Genomic DNA, 24,300 nt, shown 5'->3' on the forward strand with positions numbered 1-24,300 from the left:
GGGCATTAATTCATACTTTGACATGAGAAAAAGAGCTTGTCAAGGCGACGGCAACCCCTCCGTATCCTTAAGACAAGCTCATGATCTTCCTATATAATACAACCTCGATGAACCTCTAATGTTTGGCTGGCAGCATTAGCGTATCTCCGGCTTGAATCGAGCTGGTTCCCAGCCCATTGGTCCGCATCAACTTCTGAATATAGACTCGCGTATCTTGACCCTGAGGCTTGTGCGCCACGGCAATTTCCCACAAGGTGTCTCCTGGCATAACCACAACGTATTTCTGTTCTTCCGCTGCGGTATTGTCGTTGGATGCTGCGAACGCCTGTACCATACCGGTGCATGTGATGCTGAGAATGATCAGAAGCACGGCGATCTTGGATAATCTGCTCTTCAGGAACGTGTTCATATGTAATCTTCTCTCCACAGGACGACGAAAAGAAGGTTGTTCGTAGATGCTTTGATAGGAACTATACTTCAACATTTAACCATCACTCCAAACAAGTGTTCTGATTTCTGTAATCAATATAACACGAACATTTGTTTGTTTCAATAGTGTTTTTCGAACGGTTGTTCTTATTTTTTTGTTTTCAGGTATTGTCCGCTCTTTTTAGAACTAATGTTTGTACGAACGGAAGTTCTATGTTATAATTTTTCCAAACGTTACTAAATGGGGTTGATCCGTACATGTCAAAGGTATCGAGCCGGCAACAGGCCATTCTTGAATTCATTCGCAACGAAGTACGCGCCAAAGGTTATCCGCCCTCCGTACGTGAGATAGGCGAAGCCGTTGGATTGGCGTCCAGTTCCACCGTACACGGCCATCTGGACCGTCTGGAGAAGAAAGGATTCATCCGCCGCGACCCGACGAAACCTCGTGCCATCGAATTGCTAGGCCAAGAAGAGTCGGAGAATTACAATCTATTTGCACATAGCATTGCCCGCGTTCCCGTCGTCGGAAAGGTAACTGCAGGCATGCCGATCACGGCAACGGAGAATATTGAAGATTATTTTCCATTGCCCGAGCACTACGCAGCCGACGGAGAAGTCTTCATGCTTTCCGTAGTTGGCGACAGCATGATCGAAGCCGGAATACATAGTGGGGATTATGTGATCGTCCGCCAACAACAGACGGCCAACAACGGAGAGATCGTTGTAGCTATGACGGAGGATGACGAAGCGACGGTCAAGACGTTTTATAAGGAGAAAGATCATATCCGCCTGCAGCCGGAGAATTCAACGATGGAACCGCTTCGATTGAAGCATGTAACCATCCTGGGTAAAGTCGTCGGTCTGTTCCGCGACTTGCACTAATTCACTAAATACGCAGCAGCGATTAACTAAACAGGACGAAGCGCGATAGATGGATATCGACTTCGTCCTGTTTGGTTTATCCGTCTTATGCCATCCCCTATTAATCCCAATCAAGATCCGGGAAGTTCATCGGATTGTACCCGTTTTTTTCGCGGCGGCCGCGTGTGCCCCAGCCAAATCCGGCGCGTTCTGCAATCCACCACTGTTTCAGCCGATATCGCCGACGTTGATATCTTTTCAATTCCGTCACGATCATGAATTTCAACCTCCTTTATCTCATCTATAAGATGTCCCGATCTAAGTAAATCATGGCATGTTTATTGAAAACCAAAATTTGTTAATCCAAACACAAAAAAAGCCGCAGGTCTGGAGGTTACTCCAGCGTCCTGCGGCTTTTAGTGTGAGATTTTAGTACAACGTCATGTATTGATCACGTTCCCATTGATGAACTTGCGTACGGAAGATGTCCCATTCGATCTCTTTAAGTTCGAAGAAATGGGTTAATGCGTGATCGCCGAGCGCATCGCAGATGATTTCACTGCGCAGCAGTTCGCCTAACGCTTCTTTCAGATCGGATGGCAAGCTTGGGATGCCTTCTTCGACCCGTTCTTCCTCGGACATGACATAAATGTTGCGGTCTACCGGATCGACGAGCGGCAACTCGTTCTTGATCCCGTCCAGGCCGGCTTTCAACATTACGGCCAATGCTAGGTACGGATTGGCTGCCGGGTCCGGATTGCGCACTTCGACCCGCGTGCTAAGACCACGGGAAGCCGGAATCCGGATCATCGGACTGCGGTTGCTCGAAGACCAGGCAACGTAACAAGGCGCTTCATACCCTGGAACGAGACGTTTGTAGGAGTTTACCGTCGGGTTCGTGATCGCGGCGAATGCGCGGGCATGCTTCAGAATACCAGCCATGTAATGGCGGGCCTCCTTGCTTAGCCCCAAATTATCGCTTTCGTCATAAAAAGCGTTCACGTCGCCTTTGAACAGCGATTGGTGGCAGTGCATCCCGGAACCGTTCACGCCGAACAGCGGTTTCGGCATAAACGTCGCATGCAAGCCATGCTGGCGGGCAATCGTTTTGACGACCAGCTTAAAGGTTTGGATTTGGTCTGCGGCTTTAATCGCATTAGCGTATTTAAAGTCGATTTCATGTTGACCTGGCGCCACTTCGTGATGGGAAGCTTCGATTTCGAAGCCCATTTCTTCCAGCGTCAATACGATTTCGCGGCGGCAGTTCTCGCCCAAGTCCGTCGGAGCCAAGTCGAAGTATCCGCCTTGGTCGTTCAGTTCGGTTGTCGGGTTGCCTTTGTCATCGGTTTTGAACAAGAAAAATTCAGGTTCCGGGCCAACGTTCATCGATGTGTAGCCCATCTCTTCAGCTTCCTTGAGCGCGCGCTTCAGAATCCCGCGAGGATCGCCGGCAAACGGCGTACCGTCAGGCATGTAAACATCACAAATCAAACGTGCAACGCGATCCTCGGTTACCCAAGGGAAAATGACCCAAGTGTCCAGATCCGGGAAGAGATACATGTCGGATTCCTCGATGCGAACATACCCCTCAATGGAAGAACCGTCAAACATCATCTTGTTGTCCAGCGCTTTCTCCAATTGGCTGACCGGAATTTCCACGTTTTTAATCGTTCCCAGCAAATCCGTGAACTGCAAACGGATAAAACGCACATTCTCTTCCTTGGCGATGCGCAAAATGTCTTCTTTGGTGTAATTCGTGTAACTCACCCTAACCTCTCCCAACATTTAGATTATTTTTTGAAAAATCGGGACAGTTCGCCTTGGATCAAAGAAACTTGCCCCGGCTTGCTCCCTTGCACCAACTGCTGCTTCAACATGCGGTAGATTTGGGAATCCGTCATTTCCTTCCGCTTCTCTTCCGTGTCCTTCGTGATGACGGTTGCTTCCTGGGATTCCCGGGACATCGGATTCATCACTTGCTTGATCCCTGCGATATTCACGCCTTTATCGATGAGACCCTTGATTTCCAGCAAGCGTTCGACATCGTTGAGGGAAAACATACGTTGATTTCCCGAGGTTCTAGCGGGTACTATCAATTCATGTTGCTCGTAATATCGTATTTGTCTTGCCGTTAAATCCGTAAGTTTCATGACGATACCAATAGGAAACAAGGCCATATTTCTGCGAATTTCCTCACTCATCGCTATCAACCTTCCAGTTAGATTCTCATGACCTAATCATATGTGAGTTATCCTAACATGTCAATAGTTATGTTAGGATAACTCACAACAAGTTGCGATCCTTCATCGTCTGGAGTGCGGTAAGGAGTCCAAATTTAATATGAGAATAGGTTAATCCGCCTTGCATATACGCAATATACGGAGCACGGATCGGGGCATCGGCAGACAACTCCAAGCTTCCGCCTTGAATAAAGGTCCCCGCCGCCATAATGACCGGGTGTTCATACCCCGGCATGTCCCAAGCCTCAGGAACGACGTGCCCGTCTACAGCGGCTGCTCGCTGAATGCCCTGTACAAATGCGATCAACTGCTCCGGTTTGCTGAAGGCAATCGCCTGGATGAGATCGGTACGTGCATCCTGCCAACCTGGTCGGCTTTGGAATCCCACCCGCTCAAACAAAGCTGCCGCCAGAATACTGCCTTTAACCGCTTGTCCAACAATCGTTGGTGCTAGAAACAGCCCTTGGTAGATTCCACGAGTCGTCCCCAACATTGCCCCGACTTCACCGCCGATTCCCGGCGCAGTTAAACGGTATGCGGCTAGGTTGACTAACTCCTGCCGCCCGCAAATATATCCCCCGGTTTCCGCCAGGCCGCCGCCTGGATTCTTAATTAAGGATCCGGCAATCAGGTCGGCTCCAACCTGCGTTGGTTCGCGTTCTTCGGTAAACTCGCCGTAGCAATTATCCACGAAGACGATCAGATCTGGCTTGATCTCCTTAACCCGACGAACCATCTCCTCGATCCGTGCGACGGTAAATGAGTCCCTCCAGTCGTAACCACGGGAGCGCTGGATGCCGATCACTTTGGTCCGATCGGTAATTTTTGCGCTTACGATCTCCCAATCGACCGATCCATCGCTGAGCAATGCCGCTTCGTTATAGGTAATTCCAAAATCCTGCAACGAGCCGCTCCCGTCTCCGGGCGTCCCTATTACTTTATGTAGTGTATCATAAGGACGTCCCGTGATATAGAGTAGTTCGTCCCCGGGTCGCAAGACCCCGAATAGCGCCGTGGCGATCGTATGCGTGCCGGAAGCGAAATGCGGCCGCACCAGTGCGGCCTCCGCACCAAATACGTCCGCATATACGAGATCCAACACTTCACGGCCTCGGTCGTTATAAGCATAACCTGTTGATCCTGCGAAATGATAATCGCTGACTTGGTGGCGTTGAAAAGCTTCAATCACCTTCCATTGGTTCTGATCAACAATCCGATCAATCTCTCGAAACCGGCTTTCCGCTTGTTGTTCTGCGGCTTCCAGCCAATGTACGATTTCTTCTGAAAATGCTGCCATCGTTACGTTATCACTCCCTTAATCAATTCCATCGTTTGTCGTGTTTTCATCATGGAGAACTGGTTTAGGAATTGCATAAGGAGCTAGTCGATACCCGTACTTATCGAAATCCGCTTGGTTCACATCGATTTCGTAAATCATGACATCCTCGTCCATCTGCTTGTCCACCACTTCTCCTACCCGATACAACACCGGGGTGAGATCTCCTCGTTCTGCGGGAATCCGGAACGTCTTGGTACCTCCGGACAGCTTGCGCTGCACGGCTTCACGAACCGCAACCAGATCCTTAACGTCGAACGCGGAAATCTTCAAGTACCCCTCGCCTGTCGGCAGCATTTGCAGCTGTTCAGGCGGACAAATATCCTTCTTGTTAAACAACACGATCTGCGGTTTTCCCCCGGCCCCCAAATCGTTGAGAATTCGATCGACCACTTCCATTTGTTCCTGGCGCATCGGCGAGGATGCGTCAACAACATGCAGAATGAGGTCCGCCTCATTAACCTCTTCCAACGTGGCGCGGAAGGCCGCGACCAAGTCGTGCGGTAGATTTTGAATGAACCCTACCGTATCTGTCAGCACCACTTCCTTGCCGCCCGAGAGCGGAAGAAGCCGGGTTGTCGGATCCAGCGTAGCAAACAGCTGATTCTCCACAAATACATCCGCTGAGGTCATTGCTTTAAGCAACGTCGATTTGCCGGCATTGGTGTAACCGACCAGGGCAATTTGCACCACCCCGGTTTCCTTCCGACGTGCCCGGTGTAACTGTCGGTGCCGAGTGACCTCCTCCAACTGACGCTTCAACTCGCCGATCCGCCGGCGAATATGACGCCGATCCGTTTCCAGCTGGCTTTCCCCCGGTCCCCGTGTGCCAATTCCGCCGCCAAGACGTGACAGATTCTTACCATGCCCGGATAAACGCGGGAGCAGGTAGGTTAATTGAGCCAACTCCACCTGGATGATCCCTTCCCGCGTTTTGGCCCGCTGCGCGAAAATATCGAGGATTAACTGAGTTCGGTCAATAATTTTGACATCCAGCATCTCTTCCAAGTTGCGTACCTGAGCACCGGACAATTCTTGATCGAATATTGCGGTGTTTGCTCCCCGTTGCTGTGTTACTTCACGAAGCTCCAGCACTTTCCCTTTCCCTATAAACCACCTTGGATCAGGTTTATCACGTTTCTGTACGATGGATTCGGCAACCTCGACCCCAGCCGTTTCAGCTAGCTGCACCAGTTCGGCTAGGGAATATTCGGGGTCGATTCCGCTTTGCTTCGTCTCCGGCGTAACCAAACTGACCAATACGGCCACGTCCGGGCGGTGGGTGGTAGTCTCATGCAAATGCAACCTTGGCATCATCACTACTCCTTAAAGGGTATCAAAAAAAACGGCGGCCCATCACGAAGCTTGTTCAAGGGGTCTATTCGACGTCGAATCTTGAATTCAGCCGGGACCTCCGTTGCTCACGTAGGTTTCCCTACGCTCCGCTACTCGTTCCCTAGCTTCATCCAACCTTCTCGGTGCTGACCCCCCGCTTTTTTGCTTTTCATTTGTACGGGTATCAAAAAAACGGCCCATCACGTTTTCTTGGCATCAAGCTTTAGGTCCTCGGTACGAATGGTCATCAACTCTAGCTTGCCCGGCGAGCCGCCTCCGTATTGATTAAGCAGCCGCACAGCCTGCTGACGTACGGACCGTTCAATCACATTGCGGACATAACGGGCATTGCTGAACACCTGCTCGCTTTCGCATTTCTCCCTCAGCAAATGCTGCTTTAATTTGAGTATCGCCTGCGGCATCAAGATATAATCGCGTTCTTTCGCCATCCCCTCGGCAATTTGGATCAACTGGTCGATCGAATAGTCCGGAAAGTCCATCTGAATCGGGAACCGTGAGGGCAACCCCGGGTTGGTCGACAGGAAGAAATCCATTTCATCCGAGTACCCGGCCAGGATCAGGATAAATTGATTCTTGTGATCCTCCATCGCTTTGACCAACGTATCGATCGCTTCCTTGCCGAAGTCTTTCTCGCCCCCACGTGCTAAGCTGTAAGCTTCATCAATAAACAAAATACCGCCAAGTGACTTCTTGACCAAATCACGCGTCTTCTGTGCCGTATGACCGATATATTCGCCAACCAAATCGGCACGCTCCACCTCAATCAAGTGGCCTTTACTAAGCACACCCATACGTTGAAACATTTTAGCGACGATTCGTGCTACGGTCGTTTTACCGGTACCTGGATTGCCTTTGAACACCATGTGATACACTTGAGCACCGGATAACAATCCCGCTTCCGAGCGCATCGAGGCGATTTGCAAAAGTGCATATATCTCGTACATTAAATCCTTAATATGATCTAAACCGATCAGGTGATCCAGTTCTTTTTGGATTTCGGCAAAAAGTCCCTGCTGCGGCAACCCTTTGGACGACGCCTGAGGTTCGCTATCGGCAATCGCCTGCGAGACGACAGGCGGTTCGGTGCTGCGGAGAATCACGTTGATCTGACGCGACGGTCTCTCATCGGAAGAGCCGTTTCTGGCCATGACACGCCCAGACATAAGAAATCACCTCTTTATAAAGGTAGGGCTAAGAGGAATTACACAAAGCCGTCTTGTTGAACACACATCTAAATGTATTCTCTCTCCCTGTCCGTTATTAGAAGTTTCGTCATCTTATCAGGCCGATGGCAAGTCCTATTTGATCGAGCTTCCATTTCGTATACGCCAAAATTTCCCTCACGGTGTTCGGGATAGGCTTCAAAACCTTGGTTTCGGTTAACGAAAGTCTAGGTTCCTCGTAATCCAAAGCTCTGGCGATTTCAAGCGCGCGGTTGCCATGATAGGTATGCGTCACGATCAAAGCTGACGTAAGCCCCCGCTCCATCATCAATTCCCGACTGAATTTGAGGTTCTCGTAGGTACTGGTCGCCTTATTCTCGAGCAGCATCTTGTCCCGAGGAACCCCATGAGCCTCCAGGTAATTCGCCATCCCTTCCGCTTCGGTATATTTGGAGTGAGGCGTATCCAACCCACCGGTCAGCAGAAACAAATGGAATTTACCCGCTTCAAAATCCTTTAAGCTTTGTTCCAGTCGTTCCCGAAGTCCCGGACTAGGCTCGTCCCCCCACAGGGCCGCCCCGAGGACAATCCCTACATCAGCCGGTTCACTTATTGCGGAGTTGGCTGCCGGATTCCGCTCTACGCTGCCGATCTGGGCTAATGTGAACAACATCCAACCTATTCCGAGCAGGAAGATCACGAGTCCCCATCGAAACATTCGCTTCCTGACACTGCCACTACGTTTCTTTTGTGTTTTGCCTAACAGACCGTTCTCGCTTGGTTTGGCATAACGCATGCTTTATCCCCCTGGCTAATTCGGCTCCGAAGTCATGAACCCGCTCTGGTAATGATCCAGGGACAGGCGGAAATAGGGAAAACGCCGCTCCTTAATGTCATGAAGTAGTTGCTGGGCCGTCTCCGTTGCCAGATCATAGTCTTTGACCGATATGAGGCCTTTCGTTAACGCTTCATCCAGTTCGTCTTCATCTAATAGGAACACTTCGCGATTTTTCAGTACGACGATATCCAGATACAAATCATCAAACCAAGGCACTCCTTGATCGGTGACTCCTTGGGTCTTACAAATATCGATGTACCACTCCACGATCTCGCCATGATCGTCAAACATCGCCGTAACGACGAAATGAGCCCCTTTGGGATAATACTGCAACCAGGTGTAACCCTTGTCAGCAATCCGGAACGTGTGACCTCCATAGGTCTTCCATAACGGATCACGCAAGGCAAAGATGCTGTACAGCGTGACATATCCCGTAAAATCATCGCTTTCCACATACCTGGATTTGAATTGACGATGCGTTACACGGCGCCAATTCGCGCGGTCTCCGAATTTTCGCTTCATAAATAAGTTCCCTTTCAACACAATGTACTATCAGCTTACCATATTTGAAAGAGAGTCACAAAAACCATTTTCATAAATAAAAACACCTCCCAGCTCCACGTTCCCGCAGGGCTGAGAGGTGATCTCGGAGAATAGGGCGAATCCGATAAATTCGATTATCCGCCGACTCCCGTGGTTCCATCCGTAGTTCCCGCCGGGACATCCGCACCGCCGGTTCCGTCCCCGCCGTCAACCGGCGGAACGATGACGCCACCATCATCTCCATCCATTGGGGGCAGCTCCGTGCCGTTCCCGCTGCCGCCTCCCCCATTGTCATGACCGTTACCGTTGTTCCCATTCCCGTTCCCATTGCCATTTCCGTTGTTCCCATTGCCATTCCCATTCCCGCCATTGTTTTGGCCGTTGCCTGGCGGGGTACCTTGGTTGCCGTTTCCGCCGCCTGGAAGGTTCGGATCAACGGGGGTCCCAGGTTCTGTTCCTGGCTGCTCTTCGTCTGAAGGCAGCTCCACGTTATCAATCAAGACCTGGGCGTTGTTCGATGGCTCGCTTTCCACCGCGTTCACCGGATCATAAGCCGTTACGTAATAAACGTAACCCGTACCTGGCGTAACACTGATATCTTCCGCAGCTGTCGATACGGAATCCATGATATGGGTGAACGTCGTTTCGGACGCCTCACGACGGTATACATGATAGACAGCATCGGCGGTTTCAACACCGGTCCATTGAAGTGACACCGCTCCGCTGTCCGGATTATAGGCAGCGGTTAATCCAGTAGGAGCCGCCGCTTCCGTTTGGTCCTCCGGCTCTTCCTGTTGTAAGTTTCCCGGTACCGGAAACGACTTGACAGGCACGCCTTGTAACGCTTCCTTCATCACAGCGGCGAACAAAGCCGCCGTTTGACCGCTGCTGCCGTTCAGCAGATGGTTCTTGTCGGGGTTGTCGTACCCCATCCAAACCGCCCCGGTCCATTCCGGCGTATAACCCACAAACCAGACATCGCGGTTTTTACTGCTTTTCAGCCCCGGAATCCCATGTTGTGTTGTCCCCGTTTTACCGGCGACGGGACGGTCCAACTTCGCCCGTTTCCCTGTACCGTCATTAACGACGTTTTGCAGCATCGTTGTCATGTAATAAGCCGTTTGTTCGCTGATGACTTGTTTTGGCTTCGGCGCGTTGTATTTATATTTCTCCACACCGCTGTGATCAACGATGGTTTTGATGGAATACGGTGGATTATACGAACCGCCATTGGCAAACACGCTGAACGCTCCGGCCATCTCCAGTGTGTTCGTGCCGTAAGTCAGGCCACCCAGCGCAATGGCCAGGTTGCGGTCGTTTTTGTCCATTTTGATGCCCATCGCTTCGGCATATTTGACACCGGTGCCCGCGCCGATTTCGTTAAGCAGCCAGACGGCTGGGATATTCTCCGATTTCGTCAAGGCATCGGTCAAGTTAATCGTCTTGGAGTAGCCATGAAGGTTCGACGGGCAATAATCGCCGAAGCACTGCTTCTCATTGCTAATCTGCGAGTTCGGTGTAAACTTGCCGGATTCCAAAGCAGGCGCATACGATACGATCGGCTTAAAGGCCGAACCCGGCTGCCGACGACTGTCTAGGCGACTGAAGCCTTTGCGTTGATAATCCCGGCCGCCAAGCAATGCGATGAGACTGCCATTCTCATGGTTCATGATAACCATGGAGGCCTGAACCTGCTGGTCGTCCTTGCTTTTCTCAAAGAAATCATCGTTTTCGAACGCTTTCTCCAACGCTTTCTGCGCTTTCGCGTCCATCGTCGTGTAAATTTTGTAGCCGCCGCGGTTTAATTCATCTTCGGTTAACCCGAATTTCTCTTCAGCTTCCTCAACCACATAATCCTTAAAAGCTAAATAACTTTGGTTTTTCACCGGCGGTTCGTAGTTATAATCCACGGTCTTGGCTTCGTCCCGTTGTTCTGAGGTAATATATCCTTCCTGGAACATCAGATCGAGCACCACTGCGCGCCGTTCTTTGGATAACTCGGGATTTTTCAGAGGATTGTAACGGGATGGTGCCTTCGGCATCGCCGCCAGCGTCGCGATCTCCCACACCTCGAGTTTATTCAAATCACTTTTCCCAAAGTAACGAATAGATGCAGCCTTAATGCCATAAACGGTTCCTCCAAAAGGAATCCGGTTCAAGTACAACGTCAGGATTTCATCCTTCGTCTTATGGCGTTCCAAAGCCATGGCAATCGACATCTCGGTTGCTTTACGGAAGAACGTTTTGTCCGCGCTTAGGAAAATGTTCTTGGCGAGCTGCTGCGTAATCGTACTGCCGCCTTCCACGAGGGAACGGGCCACGATATCCTTGACGGCCGCCCGCCCGATCGACCACAAGTCAACCCCGTTATGCTCACGGAACCGTTTATCTTCCGTCGCAACGAAAGCTTGCTTCAGCAGCTCCGGAATCTGGTCAGCTTCGACGGGTTCGCTCTTGTCGATGGACAGTTCGCCCATCAATACTCCGGTGCGATCATATACCTTCGTCGTTTCATAAACCGTCAGCTTGTCCTCGTTCTGCAAGAGGATCTTCTCGCCGCTGACCGTAATGTACATATAGCCTGCAATTGCGCAAAACACCGCAAAAGCAATCGTAAAAAATGATGTCCATAACACGCGTTTGGCCGTAAGCTTTCTCTTTTTGGGCGCTTTCGGCGCTTTTCCCTTATTGTCCGGCTTGCCGCTTCTTTGCAGCCTTGATGGGCTTTTGCTAGACATGGTTTATTCTGACTCCCTTCCTGCCAGTCTGCTTGAACAAGGTGGTTCAAAAGTGAACTATTGATCACGATGTGTAGCCTTTGAAGATGATTCGACGTCGAATCTTGAATTCAGCCGGGTCTTCCGCTGCTCACGTACCCAAAACGTACGCTCCGCTGCTCAGCCCCTAGCTTCATCCAACCTTCTCGGTGCTGAATAGTCCATTTTTGAACTTCATTAAAGTGGTGGTTCAAAAGTGAACTCTCGATCACGATGTGAAGTGATCCGTCAAAATTATCATATCACTGCACGAGCGCGGGTTCGATGACGGATTCAATGACGTGAGAGTGATTTTTTGAACATACCTGTTCCTGATAATGCCTTCCTGCTTGAGCGCCTGGCTTAAAAGTGCCCGGAAAGAAAAGAACAACCTTGGTTCAGGTTGCTCTGTTCTCATCCTATACTCTTAACGTATTGAAATACAAAAAGTTTCAGCCTGATTTAATCCTCGTTTTGCGATTCCTGCATGAGCGATACATTCCGCTGCGGCTGGAACGTCGAGATCGCGTGCTTGTACACCATCTGCTGGCGGCCGTCGCTGTCGATGACGATCGTGAAATTATCAAATGCCTTAATCGTCCCTCTGATCTGGAAGCCGTTCGTCAAAAATACGGTGACCGGGATGCTCTCTTTCCGTAATTGGTTCAAAAATGTATCCTGGATGTTAATGGTCTTATTCATAGCCGTACCCCCAATAGGAATCAATTAGTGTTTAGAATTATATTCAAGATCAGCGGGAAACTTTCCTGCTATTATAGCATGGGCCGCCTTCAAAATCCCGGAAAAATTTTCGCCGTCTCCTACATCAATCCAAGCGATGTCCTTCATGTGACGGAACCAGGAAAGCTGTCTCTTGGCAAAATGACGCGTATCCCTCTTCAACTTCTCCACCGCGATTTCAAACGGAACGTGGTCATTCAGATGTTCGACGATTTCTTTATACCCCAATCCTTGCATGGAAACCGCTTCACGACTGTAGCCTCTACGGAGGAGTCCTTGCACTTCCTCAACAAGGCCTAGCCTTACCATTTCATCAATTCGCCGTTCAATACGGTTATAAAGCATTTGACGGTCCATTGTCAAACCGATGAGGCAAAGCTCATATGGCGACTGCTTCTGCTGCCTCTCGAGCTGCGACGATAACGTCTCCCCAGTCAGATGAACAACCTCCAATGCACGAATCACTCGGCGCACATCGTTAGGATGCAGACGGGCTGCAGATTTGGGATCAACGTCCGCTAATTTTGCGTGCAGCGCTTCTGCGCCATGGGTATCCGCAAAGGCCTGCTGCTGAGCCCGAAAGTCTTCGTCCGCTCCGGCTTCCGTAAACTGAAACTCATAACAGACCGACTCGATGTATAACCCCGTTCCGCCAACGATAAAAGGAAGTCGCCCACGGCTTGTAATCTCTGGGATCAGCTTGCGGCACCATTCCTGAAATAACGCGACGGAAAATGGCTCATCCGGATCCAACACATCGATGAGATGATGAGGAACGCCGCCCATCTCTTCTTTGGTGATCTTGGCGGTCCCGATATCCATACCCCGATACACCTGCATGGAATCACCGGAAATGATTTCGCAGGACAACGCTCGGGCCAGTTCGATGCTGAGCTTTGTTTTGCCGACCGCGGTTGGCCCGAGAAGCACAAGCAGTTTCGGTTTATCGTTTCGGGTCAAGCGAAATCACTCCATATGCAATTTTAGTATGGGAACGGCTCTTCGCGGTAAACCCTAGCCGATCGAATTCCCCGCTCCCGCGTTGCTCCTTCAGAACAACGGATTTTCGAGCAACCCGGCAAGCCTCCTTCACCGCATCCAGATCTAGGGAATTCGGATTAGCGAATGACCGCAGCGGTGAAATGGATGACGATTCCGCAATTGGATCGCGAAACATCGGGTCGAAATAGACGATATCCGCGCTTTTGTCGGGCATGGCCCGCAGCGCGTCCAAATGGTTCTTATGTATGGGTTCGATGCGCCGCAACGCTTCGTCAAAGGCAGGCAGGCCCGAGACGTAAAACTTCAACCCTTCGTACAGTAAAGCCCAAAGCGGCAGAGAATCCTCCAGCGCCAGCACTTTCCCCTCAGCTCCTGCAGCAATCGAAAAGACCATTGCATCGGAACCAAGACCTGCCGTACCGTCGATGATGACGTCGCCGGGAACCACCCCGGCGGTGTCCAACATCGCATCGTTTTCGCCTTTAAACAGCCGTTTCGCCCGGACATACGCCATACTTGGGTGAAACGTCATCGGTTCGCGACCGGAGCGGTGCAGCCGAGCTCCGCGCTCCAGGACCACCAATATATCGCTGTCGCCATATTGCTCGGCTAAACGCGGAAGTGAGGTCCGACTGCGCGAGACATAAGGGACACCGGATAAGCTTGCCAGTTCTCGCGCGCGGCGGACGGCGGCAGGGGTTTCATGGTCTCCGGTAGTAATTAACATGATGAATTCCTCCGTTTGCTGACATTACATGACCCGCTTAAAGAGCTTCTCGAGATCATACGCGGAGAACGAGACGACAATCGGCCGCCCATGCGGACAGGTATATGGCTGTTTGCAAGCCGCCAGCCGACGAATCAGCGTGTTCGCCTCTTCCGGCGTCAGCTTTTGGTTGGCCTTAATCGACGCTTTGCACGAAACCATCGTGGACGAAGCTTCACGCAGTTTAGCCAGGTCAATGACCCGCTCGCTAAGTACCCATTCAGCCATCTCCTCGATGAGGCTCGCTTCCTCCCCTTGCGGGAACCAGTACGGATGCGCCACAACACGGAAGGTGTTGCCGCCAAAATGCTCGAGAACCACCCCAACCTGTTCAAACCAATGCAACCGTTCCTGCAACTTGGCGCTTTCGGATGGCGTAAATTCAAGCGTGATCGGAATTAACAGTTCTTGCGACGCATCCGCTGGGCGGCCGAACTTCTCATAATAGTATTCATAATTCACGCGCTCGTGCGCCGCGTGCTGGTCGATCAAATACAACCCCTGATCATTCTGTGCGATCAGGTAGGTGCCATGATGCTGTCCGATCAAGGACAGCTCGGGGAATGCCGGAAGCTCCGGCTCTGCCCCAGGCGAGCCGTACAATGCTTCCGGCATCTCCTGCAGCCGCGTAGCCGGCAGCGGCTGCCGTTCCGCCGCGCCGCCGCCCGCGTAGGCGGCGGCGCTGGATGAGCCAAGCCCGCTCTGCGGCGGCTTGGCTGGGCTTGGCGCGGCGCCGTACGTGCCGGCGCCGGCTGCGCCGCGCTCCCGCAGCGTCAGGCCTTCGGCCGCTGCGGGAGCGCCAAAGGCGGCGGTGCTGCGCTGTGGCGCGCCGCCCCAGCCGCGGTCCGGCCCAGCGGACCGCGCGCCAGGGTCACGCTCCGCGCCCGGCGGCCGGAGCGTGTTTTCCGCCGCCGCAGCCGTCTGGCCGGCGGTGGAAGCGCCCTCCTCCGCGCCTAATGGCGGCGCGGGGAAATGGAACTGCTCCTGAATCACGGAGCGGTTCGGGCCTTTCCCGATCGTCTGACGCACGACTTGCGGGATCAAGACCTGGCCGTTCAGCACAGCGCGCACACTGTTCTCCACGAAGCCGTTAAGTTCCGGCTCCTTACTAAAGCGTACCTCCAGCTTGGCCGGGTGGACGTTCACGTCGACCAGCGACGGGTGCATCTCCAGCATCAACACCACCAGCGGATAGCGGTTGATCGGAAGTAACGTATGATACGCGCGTAGGATCGCCTGATGCAGCCCTTGATTGCGGATGTAGCGCCCGTTGACAATCGTTGACATGCCGCCGCGGTTGGAACGGGCTAAATCGGGGCGGCCGATAAATCCCGTGATCCGGTAATCCAGATCCTCCGCTTCAATCGGCACCATCCCTTTGGAGGCGTTCACGCCATAAATGGCCGCGATGACTTGCAACAAATCGCCGCCTCCCGGACTTTGCAGCAACGTATTCCCGTTATGCCGCAGGGCAAAGGCGATCTCGGGATGCGCCAGCGCCTGCCGATACATCACGTCCGAGATATGACCCAACTCGGTCTGGATCGTCTTCATATACTTCAGCCTTGCCGGGGTATTATAAAATAATTCCTTCACCGCAATATCTGTCCCTTGCGGCGCAGCGATATCGTCGTTCAGCTTCAGCGAGCCGCCTTCAATCTCAATCACCCGCCCAAGTCCCGTATCGTTACTTGAGGAGACGAGACGAACCTTCGCGACGGCCGCAATACTGGGCAAGGCTTCGCCGCGGAATCCAAGGCTGCGGATCTGGAACAAGTCGCGGCCGGAGGTGATTTTACTGGTCGCATGGCGGTAAAAGGCCGTTTCGCAGTCTTCCGATTCGATTCCGGAGCCGTTATCCGTAACGCGGATGAGCTGTAGGCCCCCCTCTTCGACGGCGACTTCGATTTTGGTTGCTCCCGCGTCAATCGCGTTCTCCACCAATTCCTTAACCACCGACGCCGGGCGCTCCACTACTTCCCCGGCAGCAATCTGGTTGGCAATATGCTCGTCCAATATTGCGATTTTTGCCATTGCTATTCCCTCCCGTACCTGTAGACCCTACGCTTGATTACTATAAAATACACTTCGCCGCCTACCGCAGCTCTAACGCTGATGTGCAACGCTATTCAGGTAAATTCCGACGTTAACAATCGCTAACGACGCTGAGCAACGCTATTCCCACCAAAATACCGGTATTTGCCCGAAAAACGAGCTATTAAGCATCGTGGCAAGCGTTAAAATGACAACACAGCGATATAGACCCTCTTAAGCCTTCTCCCAAGCGTTAACGTTCGAGGAAGGCCCGGAAGGTCTTGATCATGTCCTGGTCGTTGCATTCGCCATTCCCTTGACCTTGACTTGTCAGTTGCCTTGAGCTCGCCTTGACCTTGCCTTTCCCATTGCCCTTACTTCGGCCAGCCTACCCGCCAGCCTACAAATCCTTCGCCTTCATCTTCAGATCATTCACCAACTGCATCGCTTGCAGCGGCGTCATGTTCATCAAATCAGCGTTCTTGATCAGATTGATGAGCGTCCTCATTCCCGGATCCTCGGCTACCCGGGCGGCCGCCTTCGCTTGTACAGACGGTTCCTCATCGCCAAAAATTGAAAGCTGCACCACCGGCCCGCCTTCACTGGCAAGCGGTTCTGCCACAGCTTCCACTGCGGCCGCAGCTTCCTTCGAAGCCACATCCTCCGTCAAGAGGGCGGCCGCGGCCGTTTCCCGCACGACCTGACCAGCGTCCTCCTTCGCCTGCGGTACATCTGCCAGTGGTGCCTTAGCAACCCCTGCGCCAGTGCCCGTCAGCTTCGGGCCCTTTTCCTCCAGCCCTATCAACAGTCCATAGGCTCGGCCGATGATCTCCTCCGGCAAGCCGGCCAGCCGCGCGCAATAAATGCCATAGCTGGTGTCCGCCGCGCCCGGGATCAGCTTGCGCAAGAAATGCACCTTGTCGCCGCTCTCCTGCACCGCCATGCTGTAGTTGCTTAGCCCAGTCAAACTGTGTTCCAAATGGGCGAGCTCGTGGAAATGCGTCGAGACCAGCGCCTTGCAGCCGATACGGTCGTGGACGTATTCGATCACCGCTTGCGCGATCGCCATCCCTTCGCTCGTGGACGTGCCTCGGCCCAGCTCGTCGATGATGATCAAGCTGCGGGGAGTCGCCTTTTCCGTCATGATCTGGATGTCGGCCATTTCCACCATAAAGGTACTCTGACCGCCAATGAGATCGTCCGCCGCCCCGATCCGCGTAAATATGCGATCGACCAGTGGAATTTCCGCCTTGCCCGCAGGCACGAAACTGCCGATTTGCGCCAAGATCGAGATGAGGGCGACCTGCCGCATATACGTGCTTTTTCCCGCCATGTTTGGCCCTGTGATCAGTAGGATGCTAGCCTCGTCTTTGCGAAGTGCTGTTCCGTTGGCGATAAATGCCGTATCCTTCATCACGGACTCCACCACCGGATGCCGACCTTGCTCCACGACGAGGTCGTAGCCGTCGGTCAACTTAGGCTTCACGAAGCCGTTGTCTGATGCCACGGCCGCCATCGAGCGCAGCACGTCGATTTCGGCGATTTGTTCGGCCAGCTTCTGCAAGCGAGGGATGTCAGCAGCGATCCGTTCACGCAGTTCGTTAAACAACGCGTACTCCAGATCAACCGTCTTCTCTTCCGCTTCCAGAATGAGCGTTTCCTTCTCCTTCAGCTCCGGCGTGACGAAACGTTCGGCATTCGCCAGCGTTTGCTTCCGCTCATATCTTCCCTCCGGCAGCGAAGCCAGATTCGATTTCGTAACCTCAATATAATATCCGAACACCTTGTTGTAACCGATCTTCAGCGATTTGATCCCGGTTGCCTGACGTTCGGCCGCTTCCAGCTCGGCGATCCAGCGTTTGCCGTTCATTCCCGCCTCACGTAGCTCGTCCAGCCGCTCATGATATCCGGCCTTAATGATACCTCCATCCCGCACCGAAACCGGCGGGTCATCCGCAATCGCCGCATCGATCATCCCGGCCAGATCCTCACACTCATCCATCGCAGAGGCAATTCGTCGCAACGTGGATGATGCCGATCCGCCGCAGAGATCCTTCATTGCCGGCACCTGGCGCAGCGAGGTCTTCAACGCGAGCAGATCACGCCCATTGGCATTGCCGAAGGCAACGCGGCCCACCAGCCGCTCCAAATCGTATATATCCTGGAGCGCCCCGCGTAAGTCCTCGCGAAGAATAAACGCACCATGCAGATGTTCGACCGCCTCCAGGCGTTCCTCAATCCGCGATTTTTGCAGCAAGGGCTTGTCAATCCAGCGACGCAGCAATCGGGAGCCCATCGAAGTTTCCGTGCGGTCAAGAAGCCACAAGAGCGAACCTTTCTTGGACCGTTCGCGGACCGTTTCAACCAATTCCAAATTCCGCCGCGTAAACGGGTCCAGAATCATAAAATGCTCAGGCTCGTACGCCGTTATTTTCGTCAGCTGGCCGAGCGAGCGCTTCTGGGTCTCGCTTAGATAACCGACCAGCAGCGAGATATTGTCGCGACGTTCCGGCTCCAGACGAATCCATTCCGCCTCGCCGAACTGCGCACGCGCCGACTCTTCCTTTGCTTTCGCCCATGGCGTGTATACCACCGGTTTGCCAAGCGGAGCGGCTTGTCCGGTGATCCAATCCAGCAGCTCCGGATCGCCGATAATCTCCGCCGGGTCGTACAATCCGATTTCGTCGCGCAGCCACTCCTTATTCGACGGCGCTGAAGTCGCGTACAACTCACCGGTGGACAGGTCGCAGGCAGCCAAGGCCATGAGCCCCTGCCGCTCGGTGACGGATACGATATAGTTGTTCGTCCGTTCACCGATGGTTTTCCCTTCCATGATCGTCCCGGGGGTGATCACCCGAACGATTTCACGTCTGACCATCCCTTTGGTCTGGGACGGGTCTTCCATCTGCTCGCAGATGGCCACTTTATAGCCTTTTTCGATCAATCGGTGAATATAGTTGTCAGCCGAGTGGTAAGGAACGCCGCACATGGGAATTTTCTCCTCGGCGCCCCCATCCCGCCCGGTCAGCGTGATCTCAAGCTCTTTCGCGGCTAGAATCGCGTCATCGAAGAACATTTCGTAGAAATCGCCCAGCCGGAAGAACAGAAACGCATCCTGCGCTTCCGCCTTAATCCGCAAATATTGTTCAATCATCGGCGTATAGGTAGCCATGATTCCCCTCCATTTAACCCTGCGCTGTCAGGTCTTTCATAGAATCCTATTATACCAGAAAAGGGCAGCGCGGTTATGAAGGATTTTGCAATTTCCAAGCGGAGCGGATATCGGCGGATTCATCCCAGGTACGACCGGACTGAATAGCTTCAAGCAGTGGAGCGACATAACCTTGATAGCGGGAATAGTCGGGAACGTTTTGGATATCGGTCAACAGGCGGGGAAGCATCGCCCGGAGCGGCTTTTTTCGGCCGGCATAAAACGCGGTCCAGATCTCCTCCTTCTCCAATGGTCTTGCGCCAAGCCGTTCCGCGTTGTCTATGAGCAGACTGGCCAATGCTACCACGCCTTTGGTCACGAGCGGAGAAACCAGGAAACTTGGCAAGGTGCGATATTCAAAACCACCGTATTCCTTAAGCCTGAAATCGCCGAGGAAGCCGTATTTCGGCCGACGTGGTTTACTTCGGGCGTCCTCCAGCAAGGCAAGCGGCAGAGCCAAGTAGTTGTCGAGCGTCCGCAATAGTTCAGGCGTCAAGCTCACACCGCTAAAATGCAGATGTCCGCCCAGCGGAAATCCGCGTTGCGGCATAGCCCCCGCTTGCCAAATCAGCTCCCGGTCTTCAATGGCCTCACGGGCTTCACGGAACGCATGCAGCAGATGAATGACAACCTCACGCGGCTCCTTTCCGGGCCGAGGCCGGAGCTCTGCAAGCGGGAACAAGCGCTGCCCGCGGTAACGCAGCACATCGCATCCCGCCTCTCCGTGGAATTGCAAATAACGAGAAGCCGGGACAACTTTACCGTGGGCCGGATCAAATAGTAGAAATTCCGGGTCCATCCCGATCAGACGCTCCGCCGGCGTCTCTAGCAGGCGTTCCTCTTCCGCCAAAGTCTCCCGCATGGCTCGAGCGATCCCGGCGGCAGCGGTGCTGCCAGCTTCCGAGGAGGGAATTAGCGAATCCACCGTAAATCGACCTTCCTCCCCGGCCGAGATCACCACTTCGCCAAAATCGAGTCCAACGGCATATAACGCCCGAATGGCCGTACTCGCCAGGCGTTTATGCAGCGGTGAGTCCAACGCCGGTAATTCACCCAGCAGCGGCAGGGCTTGCCCGGCTTTGCCAAGCGGCCGTACTTCCCATACCCGCAAGTGGAATACGGTAACGGCAAAACGGCGTGTGTAGGAGACATCCTTGCTTCTGACTGCTGGAGGGAGATGATCCTGCGGTGTTGTCATCAGTCCGGCCGCTTCAAGACGCCGCCGCCAGTCTCCAAGCGAGGCTTTGGGTCGACCCAGCACAAGCTCCTGAACCCTGCCGCCCCAATAAGCTTCCTCAGGACCGTAATAGATCCATTCCGAGCCGGTAGAGATGGGTTTTGAAGCCGGACCTTTCAACACCCGATAAGGACCGCCCAAGCGCTCCAACGCCAGTAACAGGCGCCTCTTGAACGCACTGGAATCCTGACGGATTTTCAGCACGAGATGCACATCCTTCACCACCGAGTTCATCCCCCGTCTTCTCATAAATAAAAACAAAAAGAGGGCAGCCGCCCTCTTCGACGACGCCCCTGCCGCATATGCTACACTGTAGCCTGAAACATTTGGTGCTTACCCATCTGCCTTCTTGCTTCCAACACGAATCACAGTTCGTCGTCGAGGAGATCCGGATCCAAATCTTCATAATCGCCGAGCTCGGAGCCAAAATCATAGTCCTTATCTTCGATGCCGCTGCTCGGCACCACAAGGACGTTCAACTTCGTTTCGGCAACCAGTTCCACTGCGAATTCGCGTTCCACTCGAATGGATACGCGGCCGTCACCAGTAACTGTGGCTTCGACGGTGCTTGGTTCCTGCGTAGCTTCCGCAGACACTTCCACCGTCGACGAACGGTGTCTGGAATCCAGGTAGCTCAGCGGAACATTCTCGACGTAAGATACCGTTTCCTTGGCGACCTCGGTCTGCGAGTTCTTGTCGTACGAATACCAGATGTTAATATCGTAAGTACCAATAACTTCAATTCCGTCTCCCGCAGCGACCGCTTCGTACTGGTGGTTGATGATCCAGGCCCCCAGGATGCTCGACGGTTTATGAGGGGGAGTCACGGTATGTGTTACGGTAGAGAACTTACGACCTTTTCCGCAGATCGCTTTCGTGATGATCTCTCTACTTTGATATTTCAATGACATGTTAGAACCTCCTCCATACATCATTCAATAAAAGTGTATGCAGGACATTCGTCTAGGGTGACAACTATTTTATCGTTGTCTGATTTCGTTTCCGCGACCGATTCGCCGCCATTCGAGGAATGGGGGCTTTATTTTTTTTGGAAACGGCTAGATATAAGGAAAGTTCCCGGCAGAGCTGCAGGATAGCCGAACGGATTTCAAATTCCTCGCGAGTGGAGGGCAACTCCATTTTCTTGAACTCCTCTTCCAACTCAGCCAGCATTTGTTCGGTCATCCCGGTATATTCTTCCTGATTGACGTCCACGCTTAGCCGGTCGAACAAAACGGCGGCAAATTCCCCTTGAGGCATGCGCTGATACACCTGTGCAATCAGCTCCAGCATGCCTTCAATTCGGCTTAATTGCTCCTTCCGCATGAAGAAATACGCGATCCAAGCCTCATTTGGCGAGATCATTTGATTCTCCGCCGCCCGCTTGGCAATCGCATGCCCTTCCTCGACAAGCCGGGCGGCTTCCGTCAACTCCTTGCCATCCCATAATCGGTAAGGATCACGTAGTGTAGCGCCAATTTCCTGAAAAATACGCGAAAACAAGGCGTCCACCTCACGCCGAGTCCCCAGGAGCTTGTCTTCCGTCTTCGGCATATACAGAAAATTAACGACCATCGCCGAACTAAGTCCGATGATCAGAAGCTCCACCTGAGTCAATAGCACATGCCAGGAAATTTCCGCACCGCCGAACACACGGAACACAACGACGGAGCTGGTGACGATCCCTTCCTTGAAACCCGCACGGGCGATCAATGGAAATGCGATAAGAATATAAATGGCGAGTACCCAAATATGAAAGCCGAGGAAGTAGAAGACTCCAAAAGCCAGTAACAAACCGAGAATGGAAGCGAAAAACCGCGCCGATATCGAAGCCAGGCTGCGCTTGCGTGTGACGTCCACCCCTAGTATCGCGAGTAGTCCCGCGGAATTGGCCCCCGCCACGCCGGCAAAATCCGCAATGAAGATGGCCATCAGTGTGGCAATCGCTGTTTTGATGACTCGAAATCCCATGAAACCCCACCCTTTTTGTCGAAACCAACTTATGAAAATATCCTACTTGATTTCACGTTTCCATACAATGCCATTTTTCATCTTTCACTCTTCGCGATCTAACCTAGGGTTGGATTGCGGCGCAAAGCGTCTCCCGAACCAACCCCATCAAACCCACGCAAAAAAAGGGAGCGTCACCGCTCCCTTACCAACTTCCGTTCGATATAGACGACCAACTGGTACATCGCCGTCGCCACGATCGCAATGATGACCAGGCTCGACAGCACCAATGTAAAGTTAAATACCTGAAACCCGTAAACGATCAGGTATCCAAGACCAATCTTGGCAACGAGGAATTCTCCGACAATGACGCCGACCCAGGCCATGCCCACGTTCACCTTCAGTGTGGATACGATAGTGGGGAACGATGCGGGCAGGATCGCTTTCAGAAATACGTCGCGCCGCGAACCGCCAAACGTGCGGATCACCTTGACCAGGTTAGCGTCCACCTCGTTAAAGCTGTTAAACACGACCAGCGTAGTTACAATGACGGTAATTGACAACGTCGTCACGACAATAGCCGTGAAGCCGGCTCCAAACAAGACGATAAAGATCGGGCCGAGTGCCACCTTCGGCATACTGTTAAACACGACCATGTAGGGGTCCAGCACGCGGGATAGAAACGGTGACCACCAGATGAGGACCGCCAACAAAGTACCGATCAGCGTCCCAAGCAGGAAACCTACCGCCGTTTCGCCTACCGTCATTGCTAAGTGCGGCCACAATTCGCCGCTAACCGCATCTTTGACAATTTGCCGCCCAACCTTGGACGGGTAACTGAAGATCAGGACATCAATCCATCGCAGACGGCCTGCGAGCTCCCAACATCCGATAAAGAACACAAGGATCAGAGCCTGCACGCTGACCACATAGTTACTCATCCGCCGTTTGCGTCTGCGGTACAGATGCCATTTCTCCTGCAGCCAGGCCTCCTGATTGGCGTCCGTTTTGCTTACGGGTTGTGCCACGGGCTATCCCTCCTCCCTTTCCGACGTTTCAAGATCCCGCCAGATTTCATGGAACAGTTCATTGAAGCCTTCGGCTTCCCGAGCATAAAACGGCTGCGCGTTCCGGATCTGCTCCGGGATTTTGTACATACTGCGGATCCGGCCGGGTCTCGGTGCCAGAACGATCACCCGGTCGCTGACCGCGATCGCTTCAGACAAATCGTGGGTCACCAAGACGCCCGTTTTCTTACGCTGCTTCAGGGTCCCCCACACTAAATCCTCCAGTTGCAGCTTCGTCTGATAATCAAGTGCCGAGAACGGCTCATCCAGCAGCAGCAGCTCAGGATCGGTCGCCAACGTTCGCACAAGGGCTACCCGCTGACGCATTCCGCCCGACAACTGGTGAGGATAAAGGTTCGCCGTATCGCCAAGACCCATTTCAGCGAGCAAATTCCGGGCATTTTCGGTGCTTTCCGTTGTTAACCGTCCCGTCAGCTCAAGCCCCAGCACGCTATTACTCAGAATGGTCCGCCACGGGAACAAATAATCTTGCTGCAACATGTAACCGACTTGAGGGGTAGGCCCCGCCACCGGTTTGCCGTGCAGCAGCACCTCCCCCCGAGTTGGAGAAAGTAGACCTGCCATGACGGAGAGAAGCGTGGTCTTTCCGCAACCGCTGGGACCAACCAGACTGATGAATTCACCCGGCTCCACCGTTAAATTCATCCCTTGCAAAGCGAGGACGGCCTCCCGGTCCGTCACATAGACTAGATCCAGGTGTTTCAGTTCCACGACAGAAGACAAAAGCGCTCACGCTCCTTTTCCGT

The 24,300-nt window shown here is 53.1% G+C and carries 21 protein-coding genes; 1 reads left to right on the forward strand and 20 read right to left on the reverse strand.

What is annotated here, in order from left to right:
* Positions 1-115: 115 nt before the first annotated feature.
* Positions 116-484, reverse strand: a complete 369-nt coding sequence (locus M0651_RS06585; protein ID WP_248551042.1) for a LysM peptidoglycan-binding domain-containing protein — start codon at positions 482-484, stop codon at positions 116-118.
* A gap of 203 nt (positions 485-687) precedes the next feature.
* On the opposite strand from M0651_RS06585, the gene lexA reads away from it, so the two are divergent.
* Positions 688-1,314: a transcriptional repressor LexA gene (gene lexA, locus M0651_RS06590; RefSeq protein ID WP_155605864.1), complete on the forward strand. Its 627-nt coding sequence runs from the start codon at positions 688-690 to the stop codon at positions 1,312-1,314.
* Positions 1,315-1,414: 100 nt separating this feature from the next.
* On the opposite strand, the gene M0651_RS06595 is transcribed toward lexA, so the two are convergent.
* From M0651_RS06595 to M0651_RS06685, 19 genes are all read right to left on the reverse strand, one after another.
* Positions 1,415-1,570: a hypothetical protein gene (locus tag M0651_RS06595; protein ID WP_248551043.1), complete on the reverse strand. Its 156-nt coding sequence runs from the start codon at positions 1,568-1,570 to the stop codon at positions 1,415-1,417.
* 152 nt (positions 1,571-1,722) lie between these two features.
* The gene (glnA, locus tag M0651_RS06600; RefSeq protein ID WP_248551045.1) at positions 1,723-3,078 is read right to left on the reverse strand and encodes a type I glutamate--ammonia ligase; all 1,356 of its coding nucleotides are present in this window, start codon (positions 3,076-3,078) and stop codon (positions 1,723-1,725) included.
* A gap of 5 nt (positions 3,079-3,083) precedes the next feature.
* Positions 3,084-3,494 carry a MerR family transcriptional regulator gene (locus M0651_RS06605; RefSeq protein WP_059042966.1) on the reverse strand — a complete coding sequence of 137 codons (411 nt, stop codon included), beginning with the start codon at positions 3,492-3,494 and terminating at the stop codon, positions 3,084-3,086.
* Between the two features lie 82 nt (positions 3,495-3,576).
* Positions 3,577-4,830 carry a methionine gamma-lyase family protein gene (locus M0651_RS06610; protein WP_248551046.1) on the reverse strand — a complete coding sequence of 418 codons (1,254 nt, stop codon included), beginning with the start codon at positions 4,828-4,830 and terminating at the stop codon, positions 3,577-3,579.
* Positions 4,831-4,848: 18 nt separating this feature from the next.
* Positions 4,849-6,183 (reverse strand): GTPase HflX, encoded by a 1,335-nt coding sequence (gene hflX / locus M0651_RS06615; protein ID WP_248551047.1) that lies wholly within the window; start codon positions 6,181-6,183, stop codon positions 4,849-4,851.
* A 221-nt stretch (positions 6,184-6,404) separates the two neighbouring features.
* Entirely contained in the window at positions 6,405-7,388 is a 984-nt protein-coding gene (locus tag M0651_RS06620; RefSeq protein WP_248551049.1) for an AAA family ATPase, read from the reverse strand.
* A gap of 109 nt (positions 7,389-7,497) precedes the next feature.
* Positions 7,498-8,184 (reverse strand): YdcF family protein, encoded by a 687-nt coding sequence (locus M0651_RS06625; RefSeq protein ID WP_248551050.1) that lies wholly within the window; start codon positions 8,182-8,184, stop codon positions 7,498-7,500.
* A 15-nt stretch (positions 8,185-8,199) separates the two neighbouring features.
* On the reverse strand, positions 8,200-8,748 hold the full coding sequence (locus M0651_RS06630; protein ID WP_248551051.1) for a ribonuclease FAU-1 family protein: 549 nt from the start codon (positions 8,746-8,748) through the stop codon (positions 8,200-8,202).
* 155 nt (positions 8,749-8,903) lie between these two features.
* Entirely contained in the window at positions 8,904-11,507 is a 2,604-nt protein-coding gene (locus M0651_RS06635; RefSeq protein WP_248551052.1) for a transglycosylase domain-containing protein, read from the reverse strand.
* Between the two features lie 480 nt (positions 11,508-11,987).
* Positions 11,988-12,227 (reverse strand): RNA chaperone Hfq, encoded by a 240-nt coding sequence (gene hfq / locus M0651_RS06640; RefSeq protein ID WP_016312028.1) that lies wholly within the window; start codon positions 12,225-12,227, stop codon positions 11,988-11,990.
* A 24-nt stretch (positions 12,228-12,251) separates the two neighbouring features.
* A complete protein-coding gene (miaA, locus tag M0651_RS06645; RefSeq protein ID WP_248551053.1) occupies positions 12,252-13,226 on the reverse strand; it encodes a tRNA (adenosine(37)-N6)-dimethylallyltransferase MiaA in 975 nt (324 codons plus the stop codon).
* Entirely contained in the window at positions 13,210-13,995 is a 786-nt protein-coding gene (locus M0651_RS06650) for a class I SAM-dependent methyltransferase (RefSeq protein WP_248551055.1), read from the reverse strand. Before M0651_RS06650 ends, miaA begins: the two co-directional genes overlap by 17 nt.
* A 24-nt stretch (positions 13,996-14,019) precedes the next feature.
* Positions 14,020-16,068, reverse strand: a complete 2,049-nt coding sequence (gene mutL / locus M0651_RS06655; protein ID WP_248551056.1) for a DNA mismatch repair endonuclease MutL — start codon at positions 16,066-16,068, stop codon at positions 14,020-14,022.
* 400 nt (positions 16,069-16,468) lie between these two features.
* A complete protein-coding gene (gene mutS, locus M0651_RS06660) occupies positions 16,469-19,240 on the reverse strand; it encodes a DNA mismatch repair protein MutS (RefSeq protein ID WP_248551058.1) in 2,772 nt (923 codons plus the stop codon).
* Positions 19,241-19,313: 73 nt separating this feature from the next.
* On the reverse strand, positions 19,314-20,750 hold the full coding sequence (locus M0651_RS06665) for a putative amidoligase domain-containing protein (RefSeq protein ID WP_248551059.1): 1,437 nt from the start codon (positions 20,748-20,750) through the stop codon (positions 19,314-19,316).
* 131 nt (positions 20,751-20,881) lie between these two features.
* The gene (cotE, locus tag M0651_RS06670; RefSeq protein WP_248551060.1) at positions 20,882-21,427 is read right to left on the reverse strand and encodes an outer spore coat protein CotE; all 546 of its coding nucleotides are present in this window, start codon (positions 21,425-21,427) and stop codon (positions 20,882-20,884) included.
* A gap of 64 nt (positions 21,428-21,491) precedes the next feature.
* Positions 21,492-22,487: an aromatic acid exporter family protein gene (locus M0651_RS06675; RefSeq protein WP_248551061.1), complete on the reverse strand. Its 996-nt coding sequence runs from the start codon at positions 22,485-22,487 to the stop codon at positions 21,492-21,494.
* A gap of 173 nt (positions 22,488-22,660) precedes the next feature.
* Positions 22,661-23,407, reverse strand: coding sequence for an ABC transporter permease (locus M0651_RS06680; protein WP_248551206.1), 747 nt, complete (start codon positions 23,405-23,407; stop codon positions 22,661-22,663).
* 90 nt (positions 23,408-23,497) lie between these two features.
* Positions 23,498-24,277, reverse strand: coding sequence for an ABC transporter ATP-binding protein (locus M0651_RS06685; RefSeq protein WP_248551062.1), 780 nt, complete (start codon positions 24,275-24,277; stop codon positions 23,498-23,500).
* Positions 24,278-24,300 lie beyond the last annotated feature (23 nt).

The sequence above is a fragment of the Paenibacillus mellifer genome (assembly GCF_023195895.1).
Lineage (GTDB): Bacteria > Bacillota > Bacilli > Paenibacillales > Paenibacillaceae > Fontibacillus > Fontibacillus mellifer.